Source organism: Rhodopirellula maiorica SM1, assembly GCF_000346295.1.
Lineage (GTDB): Bacteria > Planctomycetota > Planctomycetia > Pirellulales > Pirellulaceae > Novipirellula > Novipirellula maiorica.
In genome coordinates, this window is record NZ_ANOG01000496.1 from 1 (window position 1) to 20,373 (window position 20,373).

Genomic DNA, 20,373 nt, shown 5'->3' on the forward strand with positions numbered 1-20,373 from the left:
GTTGGGAGTTGGGAGTTGGGAGTTGGGAGTTGGGAGTTGGGAGTTGGGAGTTGGGAGTTGGGAGTTGGGAGTGGCCGCTGTCGGGCAACAGTGTGAAGCATTTGGTAGCGGCGGTGCGCGAGCCCTCCGGTTGAGGCGAGTGAGACGTTCGGTTTAGACCGGGCGGGCCCTGCGCCGCACCGCTACAAACGCCACCCGTTTAGTGCCGAAGTAGATGGCATTGGGCTTGCGCCCTGCCGCTACAACCTCGCAAAACACGGGGGGAGAAATGCCCAGCAAATAATACGCTCAGGTGCACTCGTGTGCGGGATGTCACTCGATTGTGTAAACGTCGCCAGCGGCGGTGGTTTCGTACTTCCGCTGTTTCCCGTCCGGAGTTCGGACAAGCAATGGATTGCCCAGCAGCGAAGTGATGTCCGCACTTAGAAGCTTTCCATCCTTCCAATCGATATCGACTTCAAAGCCACCACGCGCACGCAGTCCCTCGACCGATCCGGTGGGCCAAGCGCTTGGCAACGCGGGAAGTAGATCGATTCCGCCATCGTGGCTCTGCAACAACATCTCGGCGATCGCCGCCGTGCCGCCAAAGTTGCCGTCAATCTGGAATGGCGGGTGAGTGTCAAATAAATTGGTCAGCGTCATCTTGCTCAGCAGGTTTCTGAGCAGTTGGTAGGCACGATCGCCGTTGTGAAAACGAGCCCAGAAGTTCACCTTCCATGCCATGCTCCATCCTTTGCCGAAGTCCCCACGGGCCTCCAATGATTTTCTGGCTGCCTCGTACAACTCCGGTGTTGCGTTCTTCGTGATCTGTTTGCCGGGATGAAGTCCAAACAGATGAGACGTGTGGCGATGATGGGGATCTTTTTCGTCGTAGTCTTCAATCCATTCTTGCAAACGCCCTGTTTCGGGGCTGATCTGTAACGGCTGCAGCTTGGCTAATGCCGCTTCCAGCTCTTCTCGGAATTCCTTGTCAAAATTGCCCGTCGGATCGATCGCCTGATTCGCTTCAATCAGACCCGTGAACAAATCGTGAATGATTTGCAGGTCCATCGTGGCCGCATACGTGAATTCCGATTCCGTTCCGTCCGCTCGAATGAACGTGTTCTCGGGAGAGTGGGATGGATTGGTGACCAGCCGACCTGCCGCCGTTGTGCCTTCAGGTGCTTCGACCAGAAAGTCCAGCATGAACTCCGCGGCACCCTTCATCATCGGATACGCGCGTTCGGTCAGGAATTCTTTGTCGCCGCCGAAACGGTAGTGCTCCATCAGTCCGCGGCTCGCCCAAGCGGCACCCATCGGCCAGATACCGTGCACCCCGTCCGCCGGAGCGGTCATCCCAAAGATGTCCGACAAGTGATGAAGCGTCCATCCATCGGCACCGTAGTGAACCTTGGCTGTTTTTTCACCAAAGGGAATCAGGCTTTCCACATAGTCGAAAAATGGCTGGTGGCATTCAGACAGATTGGTGGTCTGTGCCGGCCAGTAATTCATTTGGAAGTTGATGTTAAAGTGATAATCGCTGTTCCAGGCGGCGTTGTATTGCTGGGCCCACTTGCCCTGAAGATTGGCCGGCAGATAACCGGGACGGGAACTGCTGATCAATAGGTAACGGCCAAATTGAAAGTACAGAACCACGAACTGCGGATCTTGTTTCCCTTTCTTGATCGCTTTTAGCCGCTCGTCGGTTGGTTTGTTGACCGCTTCGGTGGTCCCCAGGTCCAGCTTCACTCGGCTAAATAGCTTCTGGTAATCGGTGACGTGCGCGGCTCGCATCCGTTCGTAGGACTTGTCGCCGATCGCTTGCAGGTAGGCCTCACAGCGTGCGGTGGCATCACCGGAGATGTCCGCGGCACTGTTGTAGCTGGTCGCTCCCACGACCAGCAGCGTGACCTCGTCGGCATCGGCGACCGTCAGGACTCCGTCAGCGGAACGGACACTGCCGCCACGGACGATGGGACGGAGTTGTGCTTCGTAGTCAACGCCGAGTTTGCCACGCAGGATCAGACGGTTATCCGGCGCCGATTGCTTGGTCGCGTTGTCACGAGAAAATCGGGCTGCAAAGTTAATCTTGCCTGGCTGGTTTGCGGTCAGGTGAATCACGATGGCTTGGTCCGGCGAACTCACAAAGACTTCACGCGTGTACTCAATTCCGTCGCTGCTGTAGTGGGTCCGGCTGATTGCCGTGGTGAGATCCAGGTCGCGGCGGTATCCCGCGACCTTGTCGGTGTCGGGGAAATCGAGGAACAGGTCGCCCAGCGTTTGATAGGATTTGACCCTGTGTGGGCTGCCCATCATCTTTTTTCCCGCCAACCGGGTCGCCTCGGCGTTCTTGCCCTCGAACAGCAGACGACGAACTTCCGGCAAAGCCTCCGCCGCCCCTGGATTGGTGTAATCGGTGGGCACGCCATCCCAGACGGTTTCTTCATTGAACTGAATCCGCTCGTTATTGACGCCGCCGAAAACCATCGCGGCCAGCCGACCGTTTCCCACCGGCAACGCCTCGGTTTCCCAGCGAGTGGCTGGTTTGCGGTACCACAGCATCAAAGACTCCTCTGGCGCAGACGCCTCGTCGACAAACGCCATGTCAGCCTTCGGATTGTTGCTTTCGTCGACGTCATGACGTGCTGCCCACGACATTTGCCCGACAATCAAACCGACCATCACAAGTGTAAACAGCGTTCTAAACATCTTGCCGTCCTTCATACGAATAATCATCATTTCACAGAGCAATCGAAACCATGCAATCGAGACCATGCAATCGAGACCATTGCTCTGAATCGCCAATCTCAAATATCGTCAATTGCGCTTTCTGTTTCGTCGATTTAATTCAACGTTGGCGTCCTTCCAAGTCCACCGCTAATGCACCGCGTCAGCGAGGCCGTGACAAGGTAATCTGCCGTCGATGCGTCGCCAAAAAGGACGCAATTCACATTATCTCAGAAGTCTTCGCAGCGGGGTGGGGAAAGTGGTGTCCGAAGCCATCTCTTTCATAAAAATCCAAGCGATACTTCTCTATTGACAAAACCAAACGATTTGATACTTTTAGAACTATGGAACTAAATCAGGCTGTTATTGCGCTCTCGGCGCTCGCTCAAGAATCAAGATTGGAAGTATTTCGGTTGCTCGTTCGGCTGGGGCCGGAGGGGCTGCCGGCTGGGCAGATCGCTGAGAAGCTGAAGATTCCTCCCGCGACGTTGTCGTTTCATTTGAAGGAATTGTCGCATGCGGGGCTTGTTGAATCACGCAAAGAGGGTCGCTCGGTCATTTACGCAATCAATGTCAAAGGCATTAACTGCTTGATGGGCTTTCTGACCGAAGACTGTTGTCAAGGAAGGCCTGAGCTTTGTGCGCCGGGTTCCTGTGATCAGCCTGAGAAGAAACAGACCAAGAAACCGCAATCACAACGAAAGGTTGCAAAGAAATGAGTGTCCGGATTGGGATCAACGGATTTGGCCGAATGGGTCGCCTTGGCTTTCGGGCGGCGTGGGATTGGTCCGATTTCGAAATTGTGCATGTCAATGAAGTCAAGGGCGGGTCGAAGGCAGCGGCTCATCTACTTGAATTTGATACCGTTCACGGTCGGTGGCAAAAGGCATCGAAGCCAGCGATGACGCGATCCATGTTGAAGGAAAACGAGTCAGTTTCTCGAGCCACAGCACGCCTGCAGAAGTTCCATGGCAAGACTTGGGTGTGGACATCGTCGTGGAGAGTTCCGGAAAGTTTCGAACACCGGAATTGCTGAACCCCTACTTTGAACAAGGTGTCAAGAAAGTGGTTGTCGCGGCGCCCGTCAAGGAAGGTGCATTGAACGTCGTGATGGGGTGCAATGACGATCTTTACAACCCGGACGAACACCATCTGCTAACAGCGGCATCGTGCACCACCAACTGTCTTGCTCCGGTGGTGAAGGTTGTCCATGAGCAGATTGGGATCAAGCATGGGGTGATCACGACGCTGCACGATGTTACCAACACGCAGGTCATCGTTGATTCACCGCATACGGATTTGCGTCGAGCACGCTCAGCACTGAATTCCTTGATTCCGACAACGACCGGTTCGGCAAAAGCGATCACGATGATCTATCCCGAGCTCGAAGGCAAACTGAATGGCTTGGCTGTTCGTGTTCCGCTACTCAATGCATCGCTAACCGATTGTGTGTTTGAACTGCAGCGACCCGCGACCGCCGACGAAGTGAATGATCGATTGAAGGATGCGTCGGAGAATGAGTTGAAGGGCATCTTGGGTTTCGAATCCAAGCCTCTCGTGTCTGCCGATTTTGTCAACGACATCCGTTCGGGAATCATTGACGGTCCTTCGACGATGATGATCGACGAGACGTTAGTCAAGATCTTGGTTTGGTACGACAACGAGGTCGGATACGCCAACCGCATGATGGATTTGGTGAAGAAGGTTGCTATCGGCCTACCAAGTCATGCACCCGTTTAATGCAGTAGGAAGCAAGTGGACAAAAAAAGCTACGGACTAGTGACATCGGCGTATTGGGGGTTCACCCTGACCGATGGTGCCCTGCGCATGTTGGTGCTGCTTCATTTCCATGGCCTGGGGTATTCGCCGGTCAGCCTTGCGTTTCTGTTCTTACTGTACGAGTTCTGTGGGATCATCACCAATTTATTTGGTGGTTGGATCGCAGCTCGATATGGGCTTCGAATCACCTTGTTTGCTGGACTTTCGCTACAAATCGTTGCCTTGACGATGTTGTCTTTCGTCCATCCCGATTGGGTCGCATGGATCTCGGTTGCCTACGTGATGAGCAGTCAGGCGATTTCCGGCATCGCCAAAGACTTGACGAAGATGAGTTCCAAGAGTGCGGTCAAGTTGTTGGTCGATGATCAAGACGAAGCGAAGAGTCAATCGCGGCTATACAAGTGGGTGGCCATACTGACGGGCAGTAAGAACGCGCTCAAGGGCGTCGGCTTCTTTCTCGGCGGTGTGCTGCTGCAATGGCTCGGTTTTGCAGCGTCACTGTGGGCCATGGCAGCGGGGCTCGGAGTGGTGCTCGCGTGTTCGGCTACCTTGCTAAAGTCCGACATGGGCAAGGCAAAATCGAAGGTCAAGTTCAAGGAACTTTTTTCGAAAAACCGAGAGATCAATATTCTGTCGTTCGCTCGCTTCTTTTTGTTTGGGGCGAGGGACGTCTGGTTCGTGGTCGGTCTGCCGATCTTCCTCGCATCACAGCTTGGTTGGAGCTTTACCGGTGTTGGCGGCTTTCTGGCCGCGTGGGTGATCGGTTATGGGGTCGTGCAGGCGTCGGCACCCCGGTTTGCAAACCGCGCAGGCGGAATCACCGGAGGTGCACGTGCCGCACAGACCTGGGGATTCGCACTGGTGCTCGTTTCGCTCGCTTTAGCGGTTGCCATCCAAGCCGACTTCTATCCCCAGATCAGCATTCTGCTGGGGTTGACGCTGTTTGGAATTGTGTTTGCCGTCAATTCATCGGTTCATTCCTATCTGATCCTCGCTTATACCGACTCGGACAAGGTGACGTTGAGTGTCGGTTTCTACTACATGGCGAATGCTTGCGGCCGGCTAGTCGGCACGTTGTTGTCCGGCACGATGTTTTTGCTTGCGGGCTTGCCGGGCTGCCTATGGACGTCGTGTGCATTTGTGTTGGTTGCCGCGGCAATGACGCTCTACCTGCCTACGGCCAAACAGTCTGCCATCGCAGAGATGGCTCCTCAAACTTCTTAAGACAGTTTTATCGATGCCGAAAGGGAATCAGAAATGAACGATTTGGGTAAGCTTGGATATTGCACCGCTTCGGCGGTATGGTGTGTGATGGCACTCATGACAATCGGCTGTGGCGGATCAAGACCGAAAACATCGGATGCGGCTGTCACAGGCGGCGGATCGACCTTTGCAGCTCCGATCATCGAGACATGGGCCGAGCAGTACCACAAGCGACACGCCGATGTTGACATCAAGTACGAATCCATCGGCAGCGGTGAAGGAGAGAAGCGGTTCATCGAAGGTTCCATCGATTTCGGCGGGACTGATGCGGGGCTTTCCGAAGCCGCTTTAGGTTCGGTTGAGGGGGGAGCGATTCAGATTCCGATCACTGCCGGAATCATTGTTCTCGCCTTCAACCCCGAAGGTCTTCCCGCAAAATTGAACCTGCCCCGGGATGTTTATGTTGACGCCTTTCTGGGGAAAGAGACGCGATGGAATGATCCGCGGATTCAAAAAGCGAATCCAGGCAAAGAACTTCCCGACCAGCCGATCCATGTGGTCGTTCGCCAAGACAGCAGCGGTACGACTTTTGCCTTTACCAATCACTTGTCCGCGATCAACGACGAGTGGGCCGACCGGTTTGGTCGCAGTTCAGCGGACGCTTCGATGGGGCGTGGAGTCAAGGTGCTCGATTGGCCTGGAGCCGCGATGAATGCATCAGGAAACTCGGGGGTTGCAGGAAGAATCAAGCAAACGACTTATTCCATCGGCTATGTGCAATACGGTGCGGCCCGTGAAGTAGGGCTTGGCATGGCTGCCCTGGAAAACAAGCTGGAAACTACGTGGCCCCATCCGGAACGTCGGGGCTGGAAACCCTGTTGAATGCCGAACTGCCCGACAACCTGCTCGCCTACGTCCCCGATCCTGGTGGCGAATACTCGTATCCCATTGTCACGTTCACTTGGGTTCTTGTTCGCAAACAGTACGCCGATGACGCGAAGACCGAGCAAGTGAAATCATTTATTCAGTGGTGTCTGACCAGTGGTCAAGATTACGCCGAAGCGGCTGGTAACGTGCGTTTGGCACCACACGTGATTCGGGCATCCGAGTCAAAGTTGGAAGCGATGAAAGTCGTTTCGAAGAAATCGCTCGTGCAAGCAGCTTCGGTTGCACAGGATTGAATTACCCGCTGATATAGTCGGATACTCGCACTGTTGAACCCCGAGGCTGTCATGACCAAACCCGTCGTATTGTTCCTTTGTGAAGGGAATTCGGCGCGAAGCCAGATGGCTGAGGCGTTTCTTCGCAAACATGCGGGGAACCGTTTCGAAGTTCACAGTGCAGGACTGAATCCACGCGACATTCATCCCTTCACCGTACGCGTCATGGACGAAGTTGGGATCAGCATCGAGGGACACCGTTCAAAACCGTTGACGGAGTATCTCGGCAAAATCGCAGTCAGGTATGTCATCATCGTTTGTGAGTTCGACGAGAGCGCGTGCCCTCATGTGTGGCCGTTCACACGCCAGACGATACGCTGGCCGTTTGACGACCCCGCAGCCGCCGAGGGGACCGAGCATGAAAAGCTGGAACAATTTCGAACCGTTCGCAATGCAATCGAAGAACACATCATTCAGTGGGTTCATCGTGGCGACATGGAATCGGAAGAACCGAGGTTGCCGTAGTGGCAGAGAGGCGGCTAGCTATTTTTTTTGTCGCCGAGCTTTTAGAACTCTAGCGATGAACTCGGCGGCAGCGGCACGTTGTTCGCTTTGCGCCATGCGACCAATTGGTTGATCAGTGTTTCAGCGACCTCGGGATTTTCCGCGGCAACATCATGGCTTTCCTTTAGATCCTGCCGCAGATTGTAGAGTTCGATATTTCCATCTTTTAGATACTGGATTAGCTTCCAGTCTCCCATGCGGATAATCGAAGCGGGAGGATTCTTGTAGGTGCTGGCGATATGCCAAAACAAGCTGCGTTCTCGCAGCGGTTTGCCGTGCATCAGCGTTACGAGGCTGTCGCCATCGAGCGTTTCTTGGTAATCGGCTACTCCCGCCAATTCCAAGAACGTGGGAAAGAGGTCGAGCCCGTGGATGGGTACATCGCATCGAGTTGGTGTGATGGTTTTCGGCCAATGGATCAGCGTCGGCACACGCAAACCGCCTTCGTAGAGAGTTCCTTTGGCTCCGCGTAGGTTGTCATTACGACTTTGCAACCCGTTGTGTCCGTTGTCCGAGGTAAACACAATCACGGTGTTTTGCCGAAGTCCAGCTTGATCGAGATAGTTGGTGATCCGCCCCACATTCTCGTCGAGCGATTTGACCATTGTGGCGTAGGCGGCAATTTCATTTTTCTTCTTCAGCGGTCCCGTCCCCTGCCCGGTCGATGGATCACCGGGCTTGTTCATGAAATGGTCTAGCCATGCTTGCTTCCGCGCGACAGAAGGTCGATGCGGCGCATAGAAATGCAGATTTACAAAAAACGGCCCGTCCTTGTGACGCTGCATGAAATCGATCGCATCAGAGGTGAGCCGATCGGTGAGCCATTGATCGTCATCCTGTTCAGCAATGAAAGGATTGTTGAAGGGAAACACATAGCCGCCGCCAACTGCGTTGTAGCCTTTGTCATGGCCGCGAGCTGGATCGCCCCACCACGTACCGCCGACGTTTTCATGAAACCCGCGACCGGTTGGATAGTACTGCTGGATCTCTGCAGTGCGGTGCGCGGCGAGCCAGCTAAAGTCGCCATTTTTCGGCTGGCCTAGCTTCTTCTCAAACGGAAGCGATCCTTCGGTTTGGGGATACGGACCGACAATGTGCCATTTTCCAAGGTGGATCAATTTGTAGCCTGCGTCCGCAAGTAATTTTGCGTAAACCGGATGCTCTTTTTCGACTGTCCACCTCGAAAAAATATTGTCATTGCTGTTTCCTTTCTCCAGCACTGGCACGGTGTAACAACCGGTACGGAACGACTGTTTTCCGGTCAGAATCGCCGCTCGCGACGGTGAACACGTTGGATACATGTAGGCCTGGTCAAACACCACGCTTTGTTCGGCCAGCGCATCCAGGTGGGGCGTCTCGAAATAGCGACTGCCCATAAACCCGACGTCTTGCCAACCCAGATCGTCGGCAAGGATAAACACGATGTTTGGTTTTGCTTGCTCTGAGTTCGTCGCGGTGGCGGTGTCAGCCATTACCAGCGGTAAGCACAGGATGCTGACGCACCAAGTCAGCGAAAACGTAATTATCAAGTGTTTTGTCGTCATTGCTTCTGTTACCTGGTTTTTGGGGGCTGTTAAGCAGCTAGGCTACCCGCTTAGGATCACGAGGGAACCTCAGGCAGAGCCTCGATCGGACGAATCTCGACCGTACCTTTTTTTGCCGGGGGAAGTCGTTCGGCAATGGCGATCGCTTCGTCCAAATTGTCGACGTCGATGATGTAGTATCCGCCGAGTTGTTCGGTCGTTTCGGCAAACGGACCGTCAGTGATTTGACGTTTTGCATCACGAACGCGGACACTGGTTGCCGTTGTCACCGAATGAAGCGGAGACGACGCGATCCACTTTCCTTGCTTTTCAAGCTCGCTAGCGATGCCCATTGATTCGAGCATACATTTTTTGCGTTCGTCTTCGGTCCAGCAGTCTTCGGAACTGTAAATCAGTAGCATGTATTTCATAATTTGCGCCTATTTGTATTCTTATTCATAATCATAGTTAGCAGCTAGACGGGAGTCTTTCCGTATATTAGCCGCTTTGGCGCTAGCCACGGTTCCGACATTCAACCGTGGCTAGCGCCCATACACAACGTTGTGAAGCATTTATCCCTATAGGAAAAAGCGAATTCACTGTAGCGAAAGTCGCAGAGACTTTCGGCCAGGCGAGTAAAATCGAAACTCTCTGCGAGTTTCGCTACGAAAAAATGCTTCACTGCGTTGGCCCAAACGGCTAACGGGATTTCACCCGATGATTCCTTCCTACCTGCTTATTACTCTCAATCTGATTCTCCCTCTTCCCTCGTCCGTTCACGAGCTACGAGTGCAGGCGATCAGCCGAGTTCGCCTTGATTGACCCGACGGATTAGGAGGTCGGAATTAAGACTCTGCCCCTGGTACCATCACCATCCAACCAATACCAAACTTGTCGGTCAGCATGCCAAATCGGGGTGACCAAAACGTTTTATCCAGTGGCATATCGACATTGCCGCCGTCGGCGAGTGCTGCGAAAACGCGATCGCAAACGGACTGGTTCTCGACCGACAACGCGAGCCGAAATCCCTGATGAGCGGTTGCTTCTCCGCAGCCATCGGATGCCATCAATGTCATCTTGCCGACTTGGAAGGAGGCATGCATCACCTTTTCCTCAAGGCCCGGTTCGAGCATGCCCTCGGGCAGCGGATCGGGGCTCTCGCTGAACCGCATCTTCATCAGAACGGTGGCTCCGATCGCTTGCTCGTAGAACGCCAGTGCCTCATCACAGCGACCGCCAAAGAAAAGGTAGGGCTGAACTTCACTTTGCTGCATCGTAATCTGCTCACGAAGGCCTGCTTCTTGGTCGCCAACCTGGCCCGTCGGATCCGATTCTGAAAAATCTTCCATTTCGTACAACGGACGAATTTCGATGTCCGAGTCTTCGATCATCGGATTGGGACATCGTTTGACCCAGTCGATCGCTTCCTGCATCGATTGCACTTCCCAAAGCCAGAACCCAGCGACCAGCTCTTTGGTTTCCGCGAACGGCCCATCTGTCACGGTTCGGTCGGTTCCACGAAAGCGGACTCGAACGCCTTGCGAACTTGGCTTCAGCCCCTCGCCTGCCTTCATGATTCCGGCTTGCACTAGTTCCTCGTTGAACTTGCCCATATCGGCCATCAATTTCTCGTCGGGCATTTGCCCCGCTTCGGAACTCTTCGTTGCTTTGACAAAGACGGCTACTTTCATCATTTTCTCCATGATTGATTTGATGTTTGCGAGATTGATCTCGATGTTGTTCTAACCAGTAGTCGCACGGGGCATGGACGAATCGACATTGCATCCAATTTTTTCTGAAAAAGATCCGATGGATGGATCGGCGGCGGTCGAGAGAGCCTGTCCGGCTCAGGTTTCTCGCAAACTCCGTAGTCGGTCGATCAGGAATCGTCGCTCCGGCTGTTGCTGGCACAGCTCCAATGCCTGCTGGAACGCCGCAATCGCGTCAACGTTTCGACCCGCTCGGCGCAAAAGCTCGCCTCGTGCCGAGTGGGCGAGATGGTAGTTCCGCAGTTCGCCTCGGCCGAGGACCTCATCGATGATCGCGATGCCAGCCTCGGGACCGTCACGCATGGCTACCGCGACGGCTCGGTTCAGTTCGACGACGGGCGACGGATCGACCTGAAGCAATACCGAATAGAGGGCGACGATCTGATTCCAATCGGTTTGGGCCGCTGTCGGTGCATCGGCGTGAACGGCTGAGATCGCTGCCTGCAGTGTGTAGAATCCGAAACGCCGCGATCCCAACGATTGCTCGACCAGTTTTTTGCCTTCGGAAATGAGTTGCTGATCCCACAGACTGCGGTCTTGATCCTCTAGCAGCACAATTTCGCCATCGCCCGATGTGCGTGCCGATCGCCGCGATTCATGCAGCAGCATCAACGCTAGCAGCCCCATCCCTTCGGCATCGCTATGCAACCGCAGCAGCAGTCGACACAATCGAATGGCTTCATCCGACAGGTCGCTGCGAATCAATGAGTCTCCACGAGACGCTGAATACCCTTCATTGAAGATCAGGTAAATCACCGAAAGCACGCCGTCGAGTCGTGTTGGCAAATCGCTCAAACGGGGAACGACGAACGGAATTCTCGCGTCGCGAATTTTCGCTTTGCCGCGTACGATCCGCTGCGCCATCGTCGTCGGCGAAGTGAGAAATGCCTTTGCGATTTCCTCGGTGGTCAACCCACACACTTCACGCAGTGTCAGGGGAACCTGAACCTTTGGGTCGATCGCCGGATGGCAGCAGGTGAAGATCAGCCGCAATTGGTCATCTTCGATTTCGGCAACCGCCCGTTCCGCGTTAGCCTCGCAGGTCTCCTGAATGCGTCTGCTGACTTCGGGTGCAATCGCACGCGCTTTTTCGCGGCGACGAATGATGTCGATTGCTTTGAATCGCCCCGCTGAAATCAGCCACGCGGATGAATTCGCCGGAATATCTTCGGCGTCCCACTGCGAGATCGCGGCCGCAAACGCTTCCTGCATGGCTTCTTCGGCTAAATCGAAATCGCCTAATAGTCGAACCAGCGACGCAAAGACCTTCCGCGACTGGATTCGGTAGATTTCCTCGACTTGATTTCGGACAGTGCTCATCCCACCGGTATACGTCAAACCGCCGCCAAATACGATCGCCCTTTTCCATCGACGACCGGTTGATTCTCAAAACTGGCGATAGACCTTGCCGATCCAGCCAAGTTCACTCGGTTTGTCTTTGACGTAAAGTGACGCGATGTCTCCTGAGAACCAAGCGTATCGCTCGATATAGGGTAGCTGCTCGAGCTTCGGAAGCACATTTTGCATGAATTCGACGTTGTCTGCCGGCGTCATGTGGCGATCCTTGCTGCCGAAATTCAGACCCGAGAATTCGGTGATCCAAATCGGCAACCGGTATTCTCTGTACAGCTGTTCGAGCGAGCGTAAAAACTGCAACGCCACTCCCTTTTTCTGCAAATTCGGATATCGATGCACGGCGATGAAGTCAACGCGTAGTTTTTTTGCAGCCGCCTGCGCAGCAAAGGCCTTGAACCAAGCCTTGCCTCGTGCATTGTCAGTCACCGCGGGGCTGCCAAGACGCAGTCCGGTGTCCATCAGTTTGGGCCACAACGCAACCGCTTTCTCGACCGACGTGTTGCCCTGTTTCGGACTGTCGGGCTCATTGAAGCCCAGCAAATGGGTGACACCGTGGCTTTCTTTTAGCTTTTCAATTTTGGCAAAGGCTTTGTCAACTGCATTGAACTTTCCTTTGATCATCGGCACAAATTCGGCATCGATCTTGCCAGGCGTAGGCGCCCAATTCCAATTGTAATACCAACCTGCATTGACTAGATCGCACTTCGTCCCCTTGCCGCAGATCCCTTTCTTTGTGCGAGTGGGTTTCGCCGCGGTCGATTCTGACCTCGCGAGCGAATCGTCGCCGCGTCCTGTCGGTTGACTGACCAGAACCGAGGCACACGACAGCGAAATGCATTGGCATGCCTGCCGACGTGAAACAGGTGCACCGGTTCGCGACAGAGTCTCGGTCGTCACATCATCGGGAGCTAGAAAAGGTTTCATGGACAAATTCTCAATCATTTCGTGTGTCCCGACCGTCGGCCTTTTTAGGCTCTTGATTTCACTTTGTCTCTGTCGGTCGCAAAATCATGGCGTGGCCACCGCCGACGGCCATGGTGGCCGAAATCACATCGTCATGCTTCACGGTGGCAGTTTTTATTTCATAGGCTTCCGGATTCTTCACGCCGTGCGAATCCGCTGCATCCAGGTACAGGGTCGCCTCGTAGCTTTTACCCGAGTCAAGAAAATCGAGTGGTACATCTAGTGTCCGGTCTGACTGGTCGTTGACCGAGGCAACATACCAGACGTCGCCGCTACGGCGGGCGACGGTAATGTAGTTTCCGATCTTCGAATTCAAGACGCGAGAATCGTCCCAAGTTGCCGGCATGGCCTTGAGGAACTCGAACAGATCCGCCTTCTTTAGATATTCCTCGGGTGCATCGGGAAGCGTAACAAGTCCCGTGTAGATCACCAGATTCCGAGCCACTTCACTGACCACCGTCGAGATATAGCTGTTCTTTTTCTTCGGTCCTTTCTCACGCTCGCCCGCGTTGATGCTATTGATCCCAAAATTTCCATTGGACATATCCAGCGGTCCAGTCAACGCGCTGACCATTGCCATCTTTAGAAACGTTTCGGGCGTAAAGGCGCTACGGGAATCCTGCTGGCCATGGCAGTATTCGCGAGTGATCATGTTGGGCATCGTCCGTTCCACACCCGACATCGGTACGGGGCCGTCATGGAAATTGATTAGCAGTTTGTTTGCCGCGGCTTCATCGATGGCGTTTCGAGTAAAACCAGCTTTGTTGCCCATGAAACCATATTTCATGCCCGCGGCATCGAGCTGCGCATAGTGATGGAACAATGTCTCGTCGCCAAAGTTGCCCTTTTTGCGGTCGTAGTAGAGCATGATCATGACGCCCTTCTCTTTGGCGTAGCTCATCACTTTTTCGATGTCGACCTCCGGCGAGACCACCATCTTTCCGTCGTCAGCGGATTTAAACCAATGGTCGTCGACCGTCAAATACTCAAGCCCCTGTTCGGCACAAAAGTCGATCAGGTGCAAGTAGCTACGGGTATTGATGCCGTAAACGAAATCGCCGTTGTTATAGCCATGAATCCGCCAGTCCCAGAGTCCTTTGCCGGGTTGGATCCATTGGGGATCCGCCAATTTACAGGGAGCCGCTAGATTCAATGCCACGGTATTGACGGTCAAATCGCCAGCGGTCTCGCCGATCAGAATGACACGCCAAGGCGTAAGCTGGCCTCCGCCACTGGACACCGCAGAACTCGTGGCCACAATCGCTTTCTCGTTCTTGGCAAAGCGAATCCGCATGCTCTCCAATCCAGCCGCAGAATAGAGATCCGATTCCAACAGCGCAACATGCGTTCCGTCGCTGCGTTCGGTTACCAGCGGAACCGAGATTTTCTTTGTTTTCGACGGACTCGTGAAACTCGCACCACGCTGGCCCGAGTAATACGCCGCACCGCCGAGCACCTTGTACTGGGTCGAAAAGGTCATTCGTTTGCCAGCGGATTTTTCCGACAGCACAAAGCGGAAACCAACTCCTGTATCGAACACGCGGCAAACCAGTTGCACTGGGATGTTGTCCGCCGTCAGCGAAAGCGTCAGCTCGCGGTGATGGTCGCGGATGCTGCTGAATTGACCCCATGTCGGTTGCCAAACGGAATCGTTTTGGCGAATGGACTGGTCGACCATCGCCATCGTCGCGCCAGCGAAAATCTCGACCTTCGAGGGGGCAACAATCGCTTCGTCTTGCTTCGAAATCGAATAGAACAGCGAGCCATCATTTACATCCAATGCAACCGCAATCTTGCCATCGGGAGATTGAACGGTTACGGAATCCGCAAACAGATTCGTCGCAACGAAAAGCTCGGACACCGCCAACGCAGTCGCCATTAGAGATATCAAATATCTCGCCATCTTAGTTCCCTTCTTTTACATCAAACCGATGAATGAATGGCAGCTGTTTCTTTGCTCTGCCGATTTCAACACCCCATTCGGGAATGTCACCCTTGCCGCTCTGCGTAAACGCTTCGGGACGATAGGCACCGCCTGCCCATGGGCCATTTTTCACACGGTGCGTTTTGGAAAAATGGATTCCGTCGTCCGCATACATGATCGAGTTGGTGATCTCTTTTGGTCCGGTGGTGCCAATCATTGCTGCTACGCCATCGCCCTGCGGCCAGACCAATACTTCGTGGTTGCCCGGGATCACCGGGTTTGCTTCATGCCTCACGTATGGACCTTGCGGATGATCCGCGATCGCCAACCCCATCTGGGTTTGCGCTGGGCTCTTTCCCAGCTGACGTCCCTTGTAATAAAACCAATACTTACCCTCACGGACAAGCAAACAGGCATCGTCGACCAAGTGACTGTCAAAGTCGTCGGGATTGTCGCTGTTCTTCAGTGCGGGGTTGGAATCAAGGCGCTGCCAGGGGCCGTTGGGTGAATCTGAAACGGCGATCCCAATTTTGGAATCTGGATTGAAACCTTTTCGGTACTCTTTTGAGGTGCCTGTATAGAACAGCCAGTAGCGTCCTTCGGCGACCAGGATGTTTGGCGTAAACACGCTGCCGGCTTCCCACGTGCCCGATTTGCCTTTGTCCAGCGACATGCCTTGTTCGGTCCAATTGTGACCATCCGGCGATGTCGCATACCAAACCGTCGCGTCGTAGCCCGGTGAGATCTTTCCTTTGGAATACCAGACATAGTACAGGTCGTCGACTTTGATAATGTCACTCGGGTCCCGACGCATCACACCCGGTTCGGCACCAATTCCCTGCAAGGGCGAATGGACGACTTCGACCGTTTTTAATTCCTGTGCATCGACCCACGAAGGGGCGATGACCAACGCGATCAGCAACCCGAGCGTGACTCGAGCTTTGTTGTGAATCGCCCCAGAGGATTTTCGATTTCCGTGGTCGCCCTGGCTAGAAAATAGTCTGATCAATGCTCGTCTCCGATTGTTGTTTCTTGAAAAACGCCCAGCAAGCGTTGACCCATCGGATCAAACTCGACCACCAAAATTGTTGACCTGCGGTGTGAATCGGGCGTGTGCGTGTGAATGGAAATGATTATCCCAGCTTGAGAGCCGGTGGTTGTTAATGATTTGCGACGTGGCCGTGTGGATTTGCGACAAGCGGCGATCGTGACGCCGCGTTTCGATCACAGCCCACGGCGTTCTGAAGACCGTGTTTTCACTGGATCGGTGAATCATCGGTGGACAAGTTTTCGACCAGACCGACCTTGGACTTGTCGAATTGCACAAAGCCCAGCTCAAGTGCTGGCGAATCCGGGCGAAGCCGAAAATCGCCATTGGCGGGGTCAACGAACAGCGGATCGACCGCCCGACTGTGAGCATCAACTCCGTCTTGTTGTTGTTTCGCCAACATCTGTTTGCCCAATGCGGGGTCTACGGCGCAGTAGTAGATATTGTAATCCGTATCGGCATCGCTGGCTCGCGCTAACGCACGCCCCCGACTATCTTCGGTCTTTCTGCCTTTTCCGGGCGATAATTCGTCGATGAAGACGGCATCTTTGTCGGTGGAATAAAAGATGTTTCGCTGGATCACCGCTCCCGTCAATGGGCCTTCGCGTAGCGACAGGTAGTAGCCGCGCGGCGGCGCCAGTACTTCGGCAACTATATTGTTTTCGCAGCGATTGTTGAGTTTCAGAATAATTCCTTGCGACATGCATTTGTAAATCAGGTTTCCAGCGATGGTCGTATCCATCTGTCCGCCATCGGTACGGATCGCGGCTTGCATGATCATCGGCGTCACCAAATGATGGATGTAGTTGTGACGAATCTGATTCCCCGCTCCTGCACCACGAATATAGATCGCGTTGCCGTCGCCCAGCGATTCCATCGCGTGGTGGATTTCGTTGTACTCGATGACGTTGTCGCGTGTGTGTAAATACGAGCGAACATCGTCCAGTTGTGGATTCCTTGGCAAACGAGCGATCTCGTGTCGGCGAATCGTTCGGCCGAGTTCCCTGCCTTGTCGTGTGAAAAAATCGGTCATGCAGCCGGAAAGTATGATTCCGGTGTAGGGCGTGTGATGCACCAGATTGTTTGCGACGCGATTTTCGCCACTTTGCCAAACCATGATGCCGGGCGAGTGCGAATAGATTTGTCCGGTATGGTGAATGTGGTTGTTGTAGACAAGGTTCTTTCGATTCACGTCCTTGGTGCCCGGACCATATCCGCACAACAGAATACCCGTACCTCCAATGTGCTCGATCACATTGCTGGACAGAGTGTTTTGCTGGCCATGTAAATCGATGCGGATCGCACCGCTGCCACTATGAGCGAACCGACACTGCTCGATCCGGCAGTTCTCTGTTCCACGCAGACGGACCATCGCACTCGCTTTGTCATACATTTCCCAGTCGTGTTGCAGCCCCGCATCGTCGCTGGCGATGCTGTAGCGTTCACCATGCAAAAACGTCAGCCCGCGAAAGCACAAGTTCCGAACCGGCGTGTCCTGTGGACCCGGCTTATCGATTTCGCCTTCGATGCGGATCAGCTCTGTCAGCCCAGCAGCCAACACGGGCGAGTTGTTCCGCGGCCAGAGATACAGTTTATCTTCCTGTGTATTGAGGACCCACTCGCCCGGCTGATCAAGTTCATCCAACACATTCTCGACCCAGCAAGAGTCCGTGGTTTTCAGAAAATGAAGCGAGTTCATCGCATAGGTGGCGTCAATCGATGTGGATGCGATCTGCTTCGACTCGTCGACGGATTCCAACGGCAAAATATTGACGATCCAAGCGTGATGGGGACGAACGACAATTTCCACGTCGTGGATGTTTGACCAATCCTTCAACTTGCCCGCCGGAAAGTGCAACCGATTGCGACTGCCACCCTTGAGCGGAATGAACCCCGCTGACCGAGCCCGCGGTAACAACCCTTCGTCGTCATAGAGGGTAAAGAAGCGATCCGATACGTCCGCCATCAAAACGTTGCCATGTGCCGCCGTCGGTAATCCGGGAAGGTCTTCGGTTACCTTTTTCCAGTTTTTGATTTCTCGTCCCGAACTAAACACGGGCGTTTCACCGGGGTAGGCGGCATAGGTGATCGTTGCGTCGCCCACAGCCGAATCTTCGAGACCGAAGACGATAGTGTTGTTCAACTGATAACGTCCGCCGCGAACGAGCACCACGATGTCGGTCGGTTTGTCGTTCTTTGTATCTCGCACCGCATCACGTGCCCGCTCCAACGTCGCGAACGGGCCATCGGCGCGTTGTGGATTGGCTGTGGTTAAGGTTCCCGACCATTCGTCGCGTCCATCGGTCGCCACAAAAAAATTCGCCGTCGGCTCGGCGGCACCGCACACACCGCCTGCCAACATGAAGCTAAAAAGCATCAACACATGGAACTTCATCGTGCGTTTCTCCTGGTGAACTTGGTTCGGGACTTGGACAAACAGTTTTCGCTTGGTGCACTCGGCAACAAAGCTTTCCAGGCGTCTATTTTTTCGGATAACCGCTGTGCGACTTCGGGATAGTCGGCAGCCAAATCGTGTTTCTCGGCCCAGTCGTTTTCTAAATCGTAAAGTTCCATCTTGTTCCGCGCGCGGTTGACCAGCAGTTTCCACTTGCCGTCACGCACGCCGAGCGACGGCCACGTAGAGTCCTGCGACTTACGTCCCCTCCATTCCCAAAAAATAGGTTTGGTTCGCTTCAGTGGTTCACCCTTCAACGCGGAAAGGACGCTTTGACCATCCGGCTCGTATCCGTCCGACAACGGTGCACCAGCAATCTCCAAAAAAGTCGGTAGCAGATCCACCGCGGTCAGGACCGAGGTCGTATCCTTTTTGCCAGCGGGTACCACACCGGGCCAACGGACGATCAAAGGTACGCGGATCCCTCCGGCAAAAAGCGAGCGTTTCCTTCCTTTCAATCCGCCTGTCTCGCCGACAGAATAGTAGCCACCCAGACCACTCGATTCGTCGTTGCCATGGTATTTGTGTGATTCGTCTCTAGTACGTTCAGGACCGTTGTCGCTGGAAAACACGACCAGTGTGTTGTCGTCGATACCCAGTTCTTGCAAGAGCGATAGGATCCGCCCGACGCCTTCATCCGCTTCCGCAATCACGGACGCATAAACCCTCTGCTGCGGACCGAGTTCCTTAAACTTTTGAAGGTATTTCTGCTGTGGGAAGTGTGCCAGATGCGCTTCGTGCAGCCACAAATTGACAAAGAACGTTTCGTCCTGGGACTGCTTGATGAACTCGATTGCATGATCGACGGACTCCAGCCCCTCCTTTTTGATTTCCTTTTTTCCTGATCCATTGAACGTTGCAAAACGATCATAGCCATACGCGTCTTCGGTCGGTGAGTCTGCCACGCTGCCGAGGTGCCACTTTCCAAAATGTCCTGTCTTGTATCCGGCTTGCTGTAGCATTCGGGGAAGCATCGGAGCTTGCGGGTCGAGCCAATCGGGCATTCCCCGTTTGATATGAGCTTTGATGCTTTGGAAATGCTGATGCACACAGTGCCGAGCGGGAAACTGGCCCGTCATCACGGCGACCCGACTGGGCGAACAGACTGGACTATTCACGGTAAAGTTTGCAAAGTCAATTCCCTCGGCGGCCATTCGGTCCAAATGCGGGGTTTCGCAAAACGAGCTACCGTGACGGCTCAAATCTCCATATCCCCAATCATCCGCAAAGATGAAAATGATATTGGGCTTCTCGGTAGCACCGACGACGCTGGCATGACACGCATGGATTACCATCGTGAGCGACAGCAAAAACAGCTTGAAGGAATTGGGTCTGTTCATGGCCATTGCCAATGCGGGGTTTTCATAAGGTCCATTTCGGCGAGGTCGTAAAATTCGCCAAGATTCATCGCAAAACTTATCTCATCGGGTGAGCGTTTCGTCTTCGACGACAAATCGTTCGGCGGGTTCCCACGCGGGAATCCCTTGCTCATTGCGTTGTTGTTCGTAACGTTTTACCAATGGCTGCTCGTCTGGCTTTACCTTTGGCAAACCCTCGTTGACCATCAACGGCACGGCGGAATCCCACCACTGGTCATAAGCTTTTTGCAATTGGGAGACGACTTCTGGGTTCGCCGCAGCAACGTTGGTGGTCTCTCCGGGATCGACCGAGATATCAAACAGTTCGGCGTGATTGACCAGCCGCCAACGCTCTGTGCGGACAGCACACTTGTTGTATTTTTCCTGCTCGCGGTCTCCGTCATCCCATCGCCCGCAATGCACAAACAATTCGCGATTCGGCCAGTCCGCGTTCGGATCTTTCAGAAGCGGCAGTAACGATCGCCCTTCAAGCGGCTGCATCTTTTCAGGCAATTTCGCACCGGCCAACTCTGCAAACGTGGGGAAAATATCGAGATGAGCGGTC

The 20,373-nt window shown here is 54.1% G+C and carries 16 protein-coding genes and 1 pseudogene; 6 read left to right on the plus strand and 11 right to left on the minus strand.

What is annotated here, in order from left to right; genetic code table 11:
* Window positions 1-312: 312 nt before the first annotated feature.
* A complete protein-coding gene (locus RMSM_RS15755) occupies window positions 313-2,718 on the minus strand; it encodes a glycoside hydrolase family 95 protein (RefSeq protein ID WP_236622159.1) in 2,406 nt (801 codons plus the stop codon).
* Between the two features lie 332 nt (window positions 2,719-3,050).
* On the opposite strand from RMSM_RS15755, the gene RMSM_RS15760 reads away from it, so the two are divergent.
* From RMSM_RS15760 to RMSM_RS15780, 6 genes and pseudogenes are all read left to right on the plus strand, one after another.
* Window positions 3,051-3,425, plus strand: coding sequence for an ArsR/SmtB family transcription factor (locus tag RMSM_RS15760; RefSeq protein WP_008698037.1), 375 nt, complete (start codon window positions 3,051-3,053; stop codon window positions 3,423-3,425).
* A 32-nt stretch (window positions 3,426-3,457) separates the two neighbouring features.
* A pseudogene (locus tag RMSM_RS15765) lies at window positions 3,458-4,446 on the plus strand (ArsJ-associated glyceraldehyde-3-phosphate dehydrogenase).
* 15 nt (window positions 4,447-4,461) lie between these two features.
* On the plus strand, window positions 4,462-5,709 hold the full coding sequence (gene arsJ, locus RMSM_RS15770) for an organoarsenical effux MFS transporter ArsJ (RefSeq protein ID WP_040767272.1): 1,248 nt from the start codon (window positions 4,462-4,464) through the stop codon (window positions 5,707-5,709).
* 33 nt (window positions 5,710-5,742) lie between these two features.
* Window positions 5,743-6,570: a phosphate ABC transporter substrate-binding protein PstS gene (gene pstS, locus RMSM_RS15775; protein WP_008698040.1), complete on the plus strand. Its 828-nt coding sequence runs from the start codon at window positions 5,743-5,745 to the stop codon at window positions 6,568-6,570.
* Window positions 6,567-6,869: a type 2 periplasmic-binding domain-containing protein gene (locus RMSM_RS42650; protein ID WP_008698041.1), complete on the plus strand. Its 303-nt coding sequence runs from the start codon at window positions 6,567-6,569 to the stop codon at window positions 6,867-6,869. Before pstS ends, RMSM_RS42650 begins: the two co-directional genes overlap by 4 nt.
* 51 nt (window positions 6,870-6,920) lie before the next feature.
* On the plus strand, window positions 6,921-7,373 hold the full coding sequence (locus RMSM_RS15780) for an arsenate reductase ArsC (protein WP_008698043.1): 453 nt from the start codon (window positions 6,921-6,923) through the stop codon (window positions 7,371-7,373).
* A gap of 41 nt (window positions 7,374-7,414) precedes the next feature.
* On the opposite strand, the gene RMSM_RS15785 is transcribed toward RMSM_RS15780, so the two are convergent.
* The 10 genes from RMSM_RS15785 to RMSM_RS40980 form a co-directional block, all read right to left on the minus strand.
* Complete coding sequence (locus RMSM_RS15785) at window positions 7,415-8,956, minus strand: sulfatase (RefSeq protein ID WP_201767039.1); 1,542 nt, start codon at window positions 8,954-8,956, stop codon at window positions 7,415-7,417.
* Between the two features lie 56 nt (window positions 8,957-9,012).
* Window positions 9,013-9,366 (minus strand): YciI family protein, encoded by a 354-nt coding sequence (locus tag RMSM_RS15790; protein WP_008698049.1) that lies wholly within the window; start codon window positions 9,364-9,366, stop codon window positions 9,013-9,015.
* 414 nt (window positions 9,367-9,780) lie between these two features.
* A complete protein-coding gene (locus tag RMSM_RS15795; RefSeq protein WP_236622160.1) occupies window positions 9,781-10,629 on the minus strand; it encodes a YciI family protein in 849 nt (282 codons plus the stop codon).
* A gap of 153 nt (window positions 10,630-10,782) precedes the next feature.
* Entirely contained in the window at window positions 10,783-12,024 is a 1,242-nt protein-coding gene (locus tag RMSM_RS15800; protein ID WP_008698051.1) for an RNA polymerase sigma factor, read from the minus strand.
* 66 nt (window positions 12,025-12,090) lie between these two features.
* A complete protein-coding gene (locus RMSM_RS15805) occupies window positions 12,091-12,984 on the minus strand; it encodes a glycosyl hydrolase (RefSeq protein WP_144057682.1) in 894 nt (297 codons plus the stop codon).
* A 58-nt stretch (window positions 12,985-13,042) separates the two neighbouring features.
* Complete coding sequence (locus RMSM_RS15810; RefSeq protein ID WP_008698054.1) at window positions 13,043-14,902, minus strand: glycoside hydrolase family 97 protein; 1,860 nt, start codon at window positions 14,900-14,902, stop codon at window positions 13,043-13,045.
* A 25-nt stretch (window positions 14,903-14,927) separates the two neighbouring features.
* Window positions 14,928-15,869, minus strand: coding sequence for a family 43 glycosylhydrolase (locus tag RMSM_RS15815; protein WP_390173059.1), 942 nt, complete (start codon window positions 15,867-15,869; stop codon window positions 14,928-14,930).
* 334 nt (window positions 15,870-16,203) lie between these two features.
* Window positions 16,204-18,390, minus strand: a complete 2,187-nt coding sequence (locus RMSM_RS15820; protein WP_008698061.1) for a right-handed parallel beta-helix repeat-containing protein — start codon at window positions 18,388-18,390, stop codon at window positions 16,204-16,206.
* The gene (locus RMSM_RS15825) at window positions 18,387-19,790 is read right to left on the minus strand and encodes a sulfatase-like hydrolase/transferase (protein ID WP_144057683.1); all 1,404 of its coding nucleotides are present in this window, start codon (window positions 19,788-19,790) and stop codon (window positions 18,387-18,389) included. The genes RMSM_RS15820 and RMSM_RS15825 overlap by 4 nt, the downstream gene beginning before the upstream one ends.
* 81 nt (window positions 19,791-19,871) lie before the next feature.
* Window positions 19,872-20,373 (minus strand): sulfatase/phosphatase domain-containing protein (locus RMSM_RS40980; RefSeq protein WP_040767273.1); only part of this gene is annotated, 502 nt, incomplete at its 5' end.

Bases quoted from the DNA above. Each gene is read 5' to 3' on its own strand.
- RMSM_RS15810 (WP_008698054.1), bottom strand. From the start codon at position 14,902: ATGGCGACTGCGTTGGCGGTGTCCGAGCTTTTCGTTGCGACGAATCTG.
- RMSM_RS15795 (WP_236622160.1), bottom strand. From the start codon at position 10,629: ATGATGAAAGTAGCCGTCTTTGTCAAAGCAACGAAGAGTTCCGAAGCG.
- RMSM_RS15825 (WP_144057683.1), bottom strand. From the start codon at position 19,790: ATGAACAGACCCAATTCCTTCAAGCTGTTTTTGCTGTCGCTCACGATG.
- RMSM_RS15820 (WP_008698061.1), bottom strand. From the start codon at position 18,390: ATGAAGTTCCATGTGTTGATGCTTTTTAGCTTCATGTTGGCAGGCGGT.
- pstS (WP_008698040.1), top strand. From the start codon at position 5,743: ATGAACGATTTGGGTAAGCTTGGATATTGCACCGCTTCGGCGGTATGG.
- RMSM_RS15790 (WP_008698049.1), bottom strand. From the start codon at position 9,366: ATGAAATACATGCTACTGATTTACAGTTCCGAAGACTGCTGGACCGAA.
- RMSM_RS15785 (WP_201767039.1), bottom strand. From the start codon at position 8,956: ATGACGACAAAACACTTGATAATTACGTTTTCGCTGACTTGGTGCGTC.
- RMSM_RS15760 (WP_008698037.1), top strand. From the start codon at position 3,051: ATGGAACTAAATCAGGCTGTTATTGCGCTCTCGGCGCTCGCTCAAGAA.
- RMSM_RS15800 (WP_008698051.1), bottom strand. From the start codon at position 12,024: ATGAGCACTGTCCGAAATCAAGTCGAGGAAATCTACCGAATCCAGTCG.
- RMSM_RS15780 (WP_008698043.1), top strand. From the start codon at position 6,921: ATGACCAAACCCGTCGTATTGTTCCTTTGTGAAGGGAATTCGGCGCGA.
- RMSM_RS15755 (WP_236622159.1), bottom strand. From the start codon at position 2,718: ATGATGATTATTCGTATGAAGGACGGCAAGATGTTTAGAACGCTGTTT.
- RMSM_RS15805 (WP_144057682.1), bottom strand. From the start codon at position 12,984: ATGAAACCTTTTCTAGCTCCCGATGATGTGACGACCGAGACTCTGTCG.